We start from the raw sequence: 13219 nt of genomic DNA, 5'->3' as shown, positions 1-13219 counted from the left end.
CGACCTGCCCCGCTACCTCAACCAGAACCTGCTCCTCCAGCTGTGGCCGGTACTGCGCACGCTCGCCAGCCGCACCGTGTGGGAGGACGTCTTCCCCCGGCTCGCCTCCCGCGCCCGAGCTGAGCACCTCCCCAAGCTGCCTACTACACCGGCTCCCGTTGACGGTGGGCGGGATCGGCGTGAGGCACTCGTACGAGCGACCCTGGAGCTTCGGCCGCGGCCCGTCCGCTCTACGGTGGCCACCCGCCACTCCGTCCAGTGGAGCCAACACCATGAAATACGCCGTGTCCGCGCCTCAGGCCGACTTGCTCCGCGAGATCGCGGCCGCTTCCGAGGCGATGCGGATCCCGCCAGCTCGTTCACAGACGGCTTGGGCGCTGGAGCAGCGCGGGCTGGTCAAGAGGACGTGGCGTGGCAGTGGGCAAGTCGCCGTGGTGACGGCGGACGGCCGCTACTTCCTCAACCACGGCAGGCATCCCCAGCAGCTACGGGCGGAGAAGGAGCGGCTGGAGGGCGATGGTGCTCAAGCCGCGCTCGCCCCGGCCGGCGGAGCCGAACTGGTCTCCCGCCTGATGTCGGCCTCAGGGAGAAAGATCACTGTCCCTGATCCCGCGCCAAAGACTCGCGGGCGGTGGCGGGCCGCCTATTACGACGCGCTCCACAACGGACACGTACCGGACGGCCACAAGCTGCGGTGGAACGGCCGCCAGCGCGGCGACTGCGTTTTCATACTGGTCGACGAGGAGCCCGGGAAGGCCGCCCAGCCGCCGCCGGTACCGACCGTCGACGTACCTGAGGTCCTGGATCGCCCTCACCCTCTTGTCCATGCGACGCGGAAAGCCTTGGGTCGTTCGCAGGGCACAGTCGACACTCGAGGCCGGGCAGAGGTCATCCCGTTGCACGTGTCGCGTCCGCTCGCCGACCGCGCCCTACGGATCGTGCACGCGCTCCTGACAGAGGCGGAGAGTCGCGGTCACGCAGTCGAGACCCAGACCGACCTGCAGGACGGTGAGGCTGTTCACACGCTGGCGATCACCATCCGGGGCCACGCCTTTCCCCTCGTCCTCACCGAGCGGACGACGAAAGTCCCGCACGAGCCGACCCCACAGGAACTCCGCCAGCAAGAACGCAAGCCTTGGACCCGACTGCCCAAGTACGACGAGGAGTTCAACGGTCGCCTGGCTATCGGCGCCCCCGCCAAGAGCTGGTACCAGCACTCGTACTCCTACAGCGACGGAGCACGCTGGACGCTGGAGTCCCGCCTGGGACTTCTGCTACAAGATCTCGAACGGCTCGCCGCGGAAGCAGAACGACGGGAGCAGGAACAGGAGCGCCTCGAGGCCGAGCGGCGGCGCCGCTGGTACGCGGCCCTCGCGCAGGCTCGTAAGCAGCAGATCGAGCAACACCGCTCGAAGACCCTGATCGAGCAGGTCGGGGCATGGCAACAGGCCGCGGGAATCCGCGCGTTCTGCCAGGCCGCCCGCGTCCGCGCCGACGGGACACCGGTTCCGGCCGAGGAGGCGGCGTGGCTGGAGTGGGCCGAAACGTATGCGGCACAGCTCGACCCGTTGCAGCACCAGTTGCAGACTCCGCCGGATCCCCCGGCCCAGCGGGAGGTTCTGCGGGAGCTGTCGAAGGTCGACACCTACGCCTACCCGTGGCCCTTCGACGCCGACGGCCGGTGGACGCTCGTCGAGGACGAGCCGGCCGACGAGCTCCCTTGATCTGCGGTCGCCCCTTACAGAAACGCCTTCGCCCTGTCCATCCAGGACAGGGCGAAGGATCATTTATGCAGCGATGGTGAGCGGTGCTTCCATACGCTCCCAGGCGCCGAGCACGGCCTTGTGCGCGTCGGGCTGAAGGTGGGCATAGCGCTGGGTGGTCTGGAAGCTCTCGTGGCCGAGGAGGTGCTGGACCTCGTACAGCGAGACGCCCTTCTGGACCAGCCATGAGGCGCAGGTGTGGCGCATGGAGTGCGGCGGGTAGTGCGGGACGAGCTGCTGCTCGCCGTCATCGTCGAAGTAGTAGGAGCTGTCGACGGCCGGCCACCAGGTCTGCCGTCGCCAGTTGCCGTCGTTGAGGAGGCGGCCGGCCCGGCCCTTGGTGAGGGTGGTGAACACCACCGCGTCCCGGTCGAGCCGGTGGATGTGGCGATCGACCGCCTCCAGGACGTGGGGCGGGAGCGGCACCTCCCGACGGCTCTTGGAGCTCTTCGGGTACTCCTTGATGCCGCTCTTGGTGTTGACCTCCACGACGAACAGACGGGAGCGACGCTGGTCGATGCGGTGCCTGTGAAGGCCGGAGAGCTCACCCCACCGCAGCCCGGTGTAGAAGCCGAGCAGGCACATCGTCCGCCACATGGGAGGGAGTTCGTCCAGGATGCTCTGCGCCTGGTCGGGCGTGAACCACTGTGGTGGTTTGACGGCGATCTGGGGCAGGTCGATGCTGCGGCAGGGGCTCACCGCGATCACGTCGTCATCTACGGCCGCGCGCATGATGGAGGACGTCAGGTTGTAGGACCGCTTGATGGCCGCGGCCCCTACCCCCTTCTCGATCAGGGAGCGGATCCAACTCTGCACATCCATGCGGGTGATGGCCCGCATCTCCCAGTCGGCCCAGTGGGGCATGACGTGGTTCTTGATGCTCGACGCGTCGCCCTGCAGGGTGTGGGGCTCGACGACGCGGGCGTTCCACCACCGGTCGTGCCAGTCGCGGAAGGACGTTTCGCCGGCCCGCGGGTCCCGCAGGCCCCCACGGGCGAACTGGGTCTCCATCTCAAGCCCCCAGGCGCGTGCCTGCGTCTTGAGGGGAAACGACTCGCTGAACCGGTCACCGAGCCGGTTGCGTACCGTCGCCTGCCAGTTGCCGGTCTTCAATTTGCGTAGGTACAGCCCAACTCCTCATGTCAGTACGGAAGGCCCTTCGATGGGCCAATGGTCAGCGGCGCGGTCGCGGTGCGACGACCGCGCGGCTGGAGATGAACTCGTCGAGGCCGACGGCAGGAACCCGGACACGCGAACGGCCCGTGCCAGTGCGCAGATCGACGACTGGAAGTTCACCTGCGGCGATGAAGCGGTAGACGGTCCGGCGGTCGACGTCCAAGGCGGCGGCGACGGCGGGGATGGACAACAGGCGTGCAGGCATGAGTGAGTCCTTGGCAGGGAGAGTGATGGGGTGTGGCAAGGAGGCGGCCGCGCGGCCCGTCCGTAGTGCAGGCCGGCAAGCCCCGTCGGGGACGGGGCGCGGCACGTCACGGAGCGGCAGGGCTCCTGCTCACAGGCGTCAGGTAGGAACGCTGTCGGCGGCGAACCGGAGAGCGTGCGGGAAATGGATCGCGGATGACGGCCGGTGATCTGCCGGAGCGCCGGTCCGGTTCACCGGGCAGTCGGCTCCGGCGGGCAAGTCGCCAGAGCGAGGCGCTCCCAATCGATCTGGGCGGCTTCGAGGCGGAAGCAGTACGGGTAGCGGAGCGCCAGGCAGGCGGGGGCCACGCCGGCGTGCTCGGCCACCGTGGCGACTGCGACGCCCAGCCTCAGCCACCGCACGAGGGTGGAGTCCCGGAGGATGTCGACGGGCTCCCCCAACCGCCAGCTCAGTAGCTCGTCGTGCGGCAACACGGCCTCTTGCGCCTGCTCCCACAGCCGCTTGTACGCGGCTGCCGAGAGTCGCCCACCGCGCGGGCCGGGGAACAGCAGATCGTCCTCCCTGAGACCGGCCTCGTCGATCCACTCACGCAGGAACGTGGCGAATTGCGGTCGCAGCGGAACCACTCGAGCCTGTCCTCGATGGCGAGCCGTCAGCTCGCCAGAACCACCCGGATGAAGGACAACATCGCGAACGCGCAGAGAGCGGGCCTCACTCGGACGAAGTGCTCCCTCGGCCAAGGTGACGAGGAAGGGGTACACCGAACGGCTCCCGCCCGCCTGCCGGCGTATCCAATCCAGCAGCAAACGAACTTGCCCCTCGGAAAGTATCCATTTCTCATCCAATGCATCGGTCAGCACAGCAGTGAACTCCTCAGGGAAATAGGGGATTCGTCGCGCGAGACCCGCTCGACAAGGACAATCGTCCACACGATCCCCGGTTTCGGTAACCGGGCATCCCGTGCTACAAAGGCAGGGGCCCGTGCGTGCTTTTCCGTCGCGCTATGCCGCATTCACGCACCTGCGGCTAACCGCCTACATCTAGGTTCACTTGAAGCAGCCGAACTAATCCAGTCCGTTGCCGACCCAATACGTCTGCCGTCGGCGAACTACCACTGCCGACACCGTTCACTGCGCAACAGTCACCAAATCAGGGCAAATTGCGCTCCAGAGCTGACGAGCCGACCAGGCGTCTTCTAAGCGCCTACTCTGTCAGACACAGTCGCCCGCAGGGGCGAACACCCTGCGGGAGGACTCAAGACTGTTCAGCGACGAGACGAGATGACCTCGCCGCGGGCATCAATACCCGCCCCGAACTGACATCTCATCGCCGCCAGGCTGACTGCGGGACTTCTTTTCGGCGGGCCCTACGCGAGATGCATGATGGTCCGATTACGCGTGCCGCGCAGCCCTCGCTACGCCAGGCATTCGACTGAATACACCTGCAGGCCCCGGAGGAGAGCGAGTCGGAATTCCTCGCCTGTACCCAGAGCCAGAAGTGCAGCCGCGCCGCAGTGGCCCTCGCGGCCCGCTTCCAGCCACTCACGGCATGAGACAACGATCTGGCGCGAGGCTCAGTTTTGGGACTGGGAGGGGTACGGGATTGTCAATTCGTGCTCTTCCAGGCTGCGCAGAATTGCCGTGCCATTTGAAATTTTGTTGAGCAGGAACAGCTCCCGCGTGCGGCAGTCTGGGCACAGGCTGACCATCACCAACGGCCACAGATCGATCGGTTTGCCAGGCGGAGTCCCGTCGACATAGATCCGGTCCGGCCGCAGGGGGTGGTCGATCGACCGATTGAATGGCTCCCAGCTCGGGTGGCTCCCTCGTAGCCTCAGGCCGACAGCCTGGAAAGAGGAGTCATCGAGGTATTCACAGCGCTCCACCCAAAACCAGTCTGTACTCGACAGCCAGTTCACCGAGTTGAGAGCCGAAACCACATACGGCTCAAGCTTCTCGACATCCTCATGGAGTTCGTGACTCCTGCGCACACCATGAGCGTGGTGGGAGGTGTTACGGAGATCCTTGATTTCCCTCAGCATCGACAGTGTGACGCCATGTTCACGGAGCGCAACGAGTTCCGGCAGCTGAGGAGTTGGGACTTCATCGACGAACTTCTTGATGAGCGTGGTCCAGGTGCCAAAGGTCGCCCCTGAACTGAAACTCCTACGTAGAGCGTTAGTGAAGCCACCGTGGTGCGCAATGAGTTCACGCAAGGCGAGGACTCCCAGCGTGCGCGCCGTCCCTTCACCAAGTTTGAGCAGCCCATCCTTCCTCTCGGCCGGGTGGGTGCTCACGCGGTAGCCCCGTGCGAGAGCGGCTATGTGAAACGGATAGCCCGCCTCCGCACGCCACACGGGGTCATCGAAGGGGCGTACCAACTGTCCCGTGAGGCGCGCCTCACGGGCGACAAACTGGATGGACTGGCGGATCTGCGCAACGCGCGTCTCGGGGCCCGCGAAGACGTTCGGCAAGATGCCCTCCGTCGCCATGCGTAGCGCATGACGGCCCTCCTGCACCTCTGCCAGTAGATCCTCGACCCCCGGGTCGGTGACCAGCTCCACCGGCACGGGAATATCAAGCAACTCCCGGGCTTGCGGGTACGTCGTGCTCCCCTTTCGGGAGTTGAGCCATTCGCATAGCCCACGACCACTTCCCTGAATCGGGTGCAGCACGAACAGCCGAGTGACAGCGTCACCGAACCCGGCAGGCAGAAGGCGCCAGTTACCAGAACGCCCGACCAAGTCGCCGCCCGTGCAAGGGGTCAGGTCGGAGTCATCCAACACCGCATCTGGCAGTTCCAAGGCCGAGTCAACGCTGTGTAGATGGGACGCCGTGAGGTGTTTGGGCGGAGTGGGCTCCGCCTCGCCGCGCCGCGGAGAGCGCAGCTTGACACGCTCGGTCTCCAGCTGCGCGTAGGCACGCAACGGCCCGAACGCCCCGTCGAGTTCCGCGACGTAGAAAAGTGAGGGCCGGATGGCGCAGCCGACCTTGGTCTTCTCAGGGTCGAGCCAGGCGTCCGGAGTGTGAGGCAATAGCTCTACGTGTACGTACTGAGCAGGGTCGTCCCGAATCGGCACAACGACCAGGTCACGTAGCTCCGGATCGGGTTCCTTCACACCTTGGCGCTGCTGCACTTCTCCCTGGTCGTCGCGAACCCCGATCGCGTTTCGGACGCTCCTTTCGAAGGCGGCACCTCGCGGCCAGGTCTGGCCGACGGCCGCGGCCGCACGCCTCAGTGCCGAGAAAGCCTCGGAGCGAGTGGCCCAGCTCGTGCCGACTAGTCCACCCAGCGCGCCAATCAGTTTTTCAGGGTGGTCTCCTCGCTGGATCGGCGTCAGAGAGGAAAGCTGCTGCACAGCGTCGGTGGTGAGTTCGAAGCGCAGGCGCAACGGGCGTTCGATGACAATCTGCTGGAAGAGCAGGTCCTCGTTCTGCACGACACTCACCTGGTCGCGGGGGGAGCCGCCGAGCGGAGCTGACAGAGCCTCTTCGTACAGCCCGACGATCTTGTTGAGTTGATCGGGGCCGAGGTACTTCCGCTTACTGCCCGATGACTGCCGCGTCTTCTGCCAGTGGTCTTGGGCCTTGACCAGGGCCACCCTGCCACGGTGCGCCGGCTTCTTTCGATTGCTCAGGATCCAGAGGTACGTGCTGATGCCGGTGTTGTAGAAGAGCTGGTCGGGGAGGGCAACGATGCCCTCGAGCCAGTCATTCTCGACGATCCATCGCCGGATGTCGGACTCACCCTGGCCGGACGCTCCGCCCTGCATGGGTGAGCCGCTGAAGAGGACGACGACGCGGCTACCGCCGCCGCCGGAGGCATCCGCCGGTTTCATCTTCGCCAGCATGTGCTGGAGAAAGAGCAGCGATCCGTCGCTGACACGCGGCAGCCCCGCGCCGAAACGTCCCTCAAGTCCCAACCGGTCATGCTCGGCGCGGACCTGATGCTCGGCGCTCCTCCAGCTCAGACCGAACGGGGGGTGCGCCAACAGGTAGTCGAAGCGTTCGCCGAGGAAGAGGTCGTCCTGCAGGACGTTCCCGAACCGGATCTGCGCCGGATCGCGTCCACTCATCAGCATGTTGGAGCCAGCAACGGCCCAGGTCTCGGCGTTGATCTCCTGGCCGTGCAAAGACACGTATGCCTCGGCGTTGGTGGCCTCGATGCCCTCGGCCACCTCATCGAGCAATCCGCCGATTCCGCAGGCCGGGTCGTGGACCGTGCGTACCACGCCGGGCTGCGCAAGCTCATGCTCATCGGGCCGCACCAGAAGTGCGGACATCAGTCGGCCGACATCACGGGGGGTGACGTGATCATCCGCACCGGTCCCTCCCATCTGTCCGGCGGAGCGTCGTACGAGGTCCTCAAACACGAACCCCATATCGTCAGCAGGGAGCGACGCTCCCAGATCCAGCGAGAGAAACCGGTCGAGGACGCCATACAGCAGCCCAGCGTGGTGGAGCCGCTCGATGGTACGGTCGAACTCGAAGCGTTGGAACACGTCCCTGACGTTCTCGGAGAAGCCGTGCACATACTCGCGCAGCGACCACTGCGAGTTGACTGGATCGGCGGCGACCGTATGCAGTGCGTAGCGGCTGGTGTTGAAGAAGTGACGGCCGGAAGCACGGCGGAGGACTCTTTCCATATATGAGTCCGAATATGTCCCCGTCCCCGCCACTTTCAACTGCGCGTCCAGCACCTCCTGGCGCGTGGGTTCAAGGAGGCAATCCAGGCGCCTCAGCACGGTGAACGGCAATACAACGCTTCCATACTCGGACGTCTTGAAGTCTCCGCGAAGAAGATCCGTGAGCGACCAGATATGCCTGGAAAGCTGCGTCCCTGAATCACCCATGGCGTTCCCCTCGGTCACCCGACCCCTCCCACACTCAAGGCCGATCTTCATCCAGTCATGGGATCTTACGCAGAGGGGGTAACCGTGACAGCTGGTCCTGCAGTCCAGCCATTGCTGCTCCCGATTAGCAGGCCGTGGTGCCCCACCGCTGCTCGGGCTCGGCGACGCACGGCGACGTGATCGTCGACCCGCCACCCCCGCTTCATACGTGCCCGCATCGACTCTGTATCGCTGCGGCTGAAATCCATCTGGCTGGACTGGCCGATTCTCTTCGCAGTGCACTCTGGCTCGGTCCGCAGCCTCTGGGGCTGATCTACAGGGCCTTTGCCGGTGCGAGATCCGTCCCCTCTTGTTTGTCAGTGGCACCCCCTAGAATTTGGTCCGAGGGTTGAGCCGGGCTTCCTGAACGCGCCGACAGGAATGTGGCAGGCAGACGCGCAAGTAGACACGGACGGGGAGCCGCATGCTGGAAGGCCGGTGGACGACGGTCACCGAGTCCGGGTACGAGCACGAGCGTCGAGGTCTTGAGGCGATCCGCAGGCGCTTGCCGGACGAGGAGCCGTGGCGGGCCTGGTCGAACTTCTCGTTCACGGCGAACAGCGGGCACGTCCGTGAAGTGGACCTTCTGGTGGTCGCGCCGGCCGGAGTCTTCCTGGTCGAGCTGAAGGACTGGCACGGTTCAGTCCACGGCGGTGGTAACGAGTGGGTGCAGACCACGCCCAACGGGACCACCCGTCGTCACGGCAATCCGCTGCACCTGTCGAACCAGAAGGCCAAGGAGCTGGCGGGCCTGGTCAACGGGGTTGCCGGTCGTCCAGGGGACCGGTCGCGGATCTGGGTCGGGGAAGCGGTCTGCTTCACCGATGATCATCTGCAGGTGCAGCTTCCGGCAGCCGACATGAACGGCGTCTTCACCGTCAAGAAGCTGGTCGAGATGCTGGCCGTACCGCCCGGCGACAGTCGACGCCGGGTCACAGCCGAGACCTCCCGCCGAGTTGACGCTGCCCTGAAGCGGCTGCGCATCGCGCCGATCCGCCGCCAGCATGAGGTGGGCTCGTATCTCCTGGACGCGACGGCGTTCGACTCCGGTCCCACCTGGGCCGACTACCTGGGACGCCACTCCCAGCTGCAGGACCTGGCGCGAGTGCGGGTCTTTCTCAGTGAGCGCGGGGCCTCCGACGAGGAGCGGCGCTCGGTGGAGCGGGCCGCCGCCCGTGAGGCCGCGATTCTCAGCCGGTTCAAACACCCAGGCGCCGTACAACTAAAGAACTACCTGCCTTCAGGGCATCCAGCTGGGCCGGCGATCCTCTTCGACTACCACCCGGAGACCTTGCGCCTGGACGACTATCTGGTGCAGCACGGAGAGCGTCTCGACCTGCGGGACCGGCTTACTCTGGTGCGGCAGCTGGCGGAGACGGTGCGTTCCGCGCACTCGCGGCGGATCCATCACCGGACGCTGTCCGCGCACTCGGTGCATGTGATTCCGCGTGATCGCGGTCCGCGGGGTCGTGAGCTTGGCGAGGAGCAGCGTTGGCTGCGGCCGTGGCCGCAGATCGCGGATTGGCAGATCGCGACCGGGCAGAGCGTGAGTCGGGGTCGGCCGCTGACTCTGGCACCGACCAATGTGTCGGGGGTCCACGTCTCAGACGCGGCCGATCCCTACCTGGCGCCGGAGCTGAGGATCCCGAAGGCCGATCCGGTACGGCTCGATGTGTACGGGCTCGGCGTGCTCACGTATCTGCTGGTCACCGGGCAGGCACCGGGTGCTAGCCAGAGCGAGGTCATGGCGCGCCTGGAGGGCGGCGAAACTCTGCGTCCGAGCGCGCTGATCGACGGACTGCATCCAGATGTCGACGATCTGGTGGAGGCGTCCACCGCGTACGAGCCGGGACGACGGCTGTCCACGGTCGACGACTTCCTGGAGATGTTGGAGTACGTCGAGCAGGCGTTTATCGAGAACGTCACGGACGGCTCGGACGCTCCCGCCGGTGCAGGTGAGGACGGGAACGGCGGGTCAGTTGCGAGCGACGGCGAGGAGCAGGCGGAACCGGAGAAGGATCCACTGGAAGCAGTGGCCGGCGATGTGCTGGGCGGGCGCTGGGAGGTCGTTCGCCGACTTGGTACGGGGTCGACTTCGCGGGCCTTCTTGGTGCGGGACCTGGAGGGCGAGCCGCGGCGGAGCGGTGGCCTGCCGGTAGCAGTGCTGAAAGTCGCGCTGAGTGAGGCCAAGCACGCTGTCCTGGATCGCGAGGCGGACGTCCTGGGCCGTATCCACCGCGATTCCAGCATCATCGCGCTGTACGAGCGGGAGCCTCTCACGCTGGCCGGGCGCAGGGTTCTGGTCCTGGACTACGTCGGTGACAGCCGGGAGTTGAAGGACCAGGACGCGAGCGCCGACAAGGGGCCTCGCCGGCGTGAGGACACCGTGGCCCGCCAGCTGCGGGACAACGGCCGCCTGGGCATGGACCAGTTGGAGGCGTACGGCAAGTACCTGTTCGGCGCGGTGGAGCACCTGGAGGCCGAGGGCATCTGGCACCGGGATCTGAAGCCGGACAACATCGCGATCCGTATCCGCCCCAACGGCACCCGCCAGCTGGTGCTGATCGACTTCTCGCTGGCCGGGTATCCGGCGAAGGAGATCGAGGCGGGCACCGAGGGCTATCTCGACCCGTTCGTGGGGATCATCACGCGCGGCTCGTACGACGGACATGCCGAGCGGTACGCCTTGGCCATCACCCTGCATGAAATGGCGGCGAACGAACTGCCCCGCTGGGGCGACGGCTCGGTCACGGCGCGGCAGACCGATGCGAAGGATTGGCCGTACCCGCAGCTCGCGGCCGACGCCTTCGAACCGGCCGTCCGCGACGGACTGGTGGCGTTCTTCCGTAAGGCCCTGGCCCGGGACGTAAAGGACCGCTTCTCGGACCTGAAGCCGATGGAGCGCGCTTGGCAGCGCATCTTCCTGGACGCGCAGCGCACGACGGCGCCAAGTTCCGGACATGGCGGGAAGTCGAGCCGCGCAGCGAAGGGCGATGCCGACGCGGTCGCTGAGCCTGCGGCGGAGCCCCGGTTCGGGCGTGAGGACGACGACGTCTCCGCCGAGCAGATCCGCGACCAGCAAGCCGAGCGCGCCGACCGGAAGACTCCTCTGTCGGTGGCTGGCCTGACGGTCTCGGCGCAGTCGCAGCTGTTCGCAATGGGGCTGAACACCGTCGGGGACGTACTGGAGTACTCGGCAAAGAAGTTCCTCACCGCGCCGGGCATGGGTTCACGCACCCGCGAGGAGATCCAGCGTCGGCAGAAAGAGTGGAACATCCGGCTCGGCAAGGCCGCGCCCCCGCCGCTGAGCGCGGCGGCCTTCAAGGCTGCGAACCAGGAGCGCACCGCCCTGGAACGGGCAGCCGCCGACGCGGTCGCTGCGGCCGGCGTGGACATCACCGCCCCGCAGGTACTGAGTGGCCTGAGCCTGGACGCGCTCGCCGCTCGCCTGGTGCCGAGGCCGTCCGGCGGCAACGCCCGTTCCAACGCCAAGGAGCGCGAAGCCGTACGGCTGCTCCTTCGCCTGCCCGACGACGAGGGCCGCCTGCCCGACGGTCTGGCGTGGGTGCGTCAGCGGGACGTCGCCGAAGCTGTGGGGCTGACCGCCGGCCGTATCCCGCAGATCGTGAAGAAGGCACGTGAGCGCTGGTACGAGGATGCGGCCCTCGGGCTGCTTCGCGACGAGCTGGTGGAGCTGCTCGCCGAGCGCGGACGGGTCGCCCCGGTGATCGAACTCGCCGATGCACTGATCGCCCGGCGCGGCACCCAGCATGTCGAGCGCCGCGACCGGCGTGCACTCGCACTGTCCCTGTTGCGGGCGCTGGTGGAGCGCGAGAGCCGGGCGCTGGTAGAGCGCGAGAGCCGGGACGACGAGTCCCCGCAGCTCTTCCGCTACTTCCACGCCCGGATGCCCAAGGGCTCCGACCCGGTGATCGGCCTGATCGCCCTGGATGTCCGGGAGGGCGTGGACGGCCCGGACACCCCGTCGCTGCCCGCCCTGCAGGAGTACGCGCTGAACCTGGGCGCACGGGCCGACCGGCTCGCGGCGCTCGAGTCCCTTCCGACGGCAAGCACGGTCCTCACCGAACTTGCGGCGGTGCGCCGGCCGCCGGGGAGCCTGGGCTGGGATGAGCGCCGCACCGCCGAGATCGCAGTCGCCGCCTCGACCCGGGCAGCGCTCACTCCGCGTCTGGAGATCTACCCGCGCGACCTGGACCTGGTGCGCGCGCTCAGGATCACCCAGGCCGGTGTGATCGCCGTGCAGCCTGGCGTCGAGGAGGACCGGCTTCCCGGCTTGACGGTGGACGCCCTGCACAAGCGGGTCGCAACCCGCTTCCCCGACCTCGGTACCGATCCGCTGGTGCCGCGCGAGCTGCCCACGGGCAGCGCCCTGGTCCGCGCTCTCAAGGAGGCCGGCTTCGAGCTGAAGCTGGCCACCCGCTACGACAAGGTCCTGCGTCTCGTCCCTGACCGCCGGTCCGGGGACGCCACCGCCGGGCTGACCTCTGCGAGTTGGGGTGCCTCGGCTGCGCGTCGCTCGGCCCCGACGCAATACGACGCGGACGCGGCGGTGGCCGCCGCGGTCAAGGCCGACCAGCGGCTTACGCATTCGGCGCGGCAGGACGGCTTCCGAGTGCTGACAGTGCCGCAGCGGCGGGCCGAGGAGGCGGCGCGTTGGCTGACGGGCGAGCCGTTCGGGGCGCGAGCGGTGTCGCTGACCGGGTTGTTCGTGGAGGAGCTTCGCGGTGTGGTCGGCAAGGCGGAGCGTCCGACTTGGGAGACCGTCCTCAAGGCAGACGCCGCCGAACCGGGCAGCCGTCCGCATCAGCAGCTACGCATCCGCACCGACAAGGCGTGGGGGCGGGTCGAGCCGCGGCTGCGGGAGCAGTTGGCTCAGGGCCGCGGCCCGCTGCTCCTCACCGACACCGCGGCTCTGGCCCGGTACGACGCGCTGGACCTCCTCGGACGGCTCGCGGAGGAGGCACGGCAGGGCGGCAACCCGCTGTGGCTTCTCGTTGCTCAGTCCGATCCGGCACGGGCGCCACGGTTGGCCGGGCAGAGTGTTCCTTACCAGGCGGGGTTCGACGAATGGATCGTTGTGCCGGATGCCTGGGTCTCCCGCAAACACCTCGCACCTGACGCCTGACCTTCGTCCCCTGATCTTCTTCCGCTCTCTCCCACTCT

At 67.1% G+C, this 13219-nt stretch carries 6 protein-coding genes; 2 read left to right on the top strand and 4 right to left on the bottom strand.

Annotation, left to right across the window (positions count from 1 at the left end; genetic code table 11):
* The first annotated feature begins 272 nt into the window (after positions 1 to 272).
* A complete protein-coding gene (locus SLINC_RS33470) occupies positions 273 to 1724 on the top strand; it encodes a hypothetical protein (RefSeq protein ID WP_225988297.1) in 1452 nt (483 codons plus the stop codon).
* 63 nt (positions 1725 to 1787) lie between these two features.
* Here SLINC_RS33470 and SLINC_RS33465 read toward each other — a convergent pair whose 3' ends face one another.
* The 4 genes from SLINC_RS33465 to SLINC_RS33450 form a co-directional block, all read right to left on the bottom strand.
* Complete coding sequence (locus SLINC_RS33465) at positions 1788 to 2876, bottom strand: tyrosine-type recombinase/integrase (protein WP_067441148.1); 1089 nt, start codon at positions 2874 to 2876, stop codon at positions 1788 to 1790.
* 61 nt (positions 2877 to 2937) lie between these two features.
* Positions 2938 to 3144: a helix-turn-helix domain-containing protein gene (locus SLINC_RS33460; protein ID WP_067441145.1), complete on the bottom strand. Its 207-nt coding sequence runs from the start codon at positions 3142 to 3144 to the stop codon at positions 2938 to 2940.
* A 230-nt stretch (positions 3145 to 3374) separates the two neighbouring features.
* Entirely contained in the window at positions 3375 to 4004 is a 630-nt protein-coding gene (locus SLINC_RS46535) for a tyrosine-type recombinase/integrase (protein WP_159425380.1), read from the bottom strand.
* Positions 4005 to 4717: 713 nt separating this feature from the next.
* Positions 4718 to 8014: a type I restriction-modification system subunit M gene (locus tag SLINC_RS33450; RefSeq protein WP_159425379.1), complete on the bottom strand. Its 3297-nt coding sequence runs from the start codon at positions 8012 to 8014 to the stop codon at positions 4718 to 4720.
* A 445-nt stretch (positions 8015 to 8459) separates the two neighbouring features.
* Here SLINC_RS33450 and pglW point away from each other — a divergent pair, with 445 nt between their 5' ends.
* A complete protein-coding gene (pglW, locus tag SLINC_RS33445; RefSeq protein ID WP_067441136.1) occupies positions 8460 to 13181 on the top strand; it encodes a BREX system serine/threonine kinase PglW in 4722 nt (1573 codons plus the stop codon).
* Positions 13182 to 13219: the final 38 nt, after the last annotated feature.

The organism is Streptomyces lincolnensis (assembly GCF_001685355.1).
Lineage (GTDB): Bacteria > Actinomycetota > Actinomycetes > Streptomycetales > Streptomycetaceae > Streptomyces > Streptomyces lincolnensis.
This window is presented reverse-complemented; position numbering and strand designations above follow the sequence as displayed.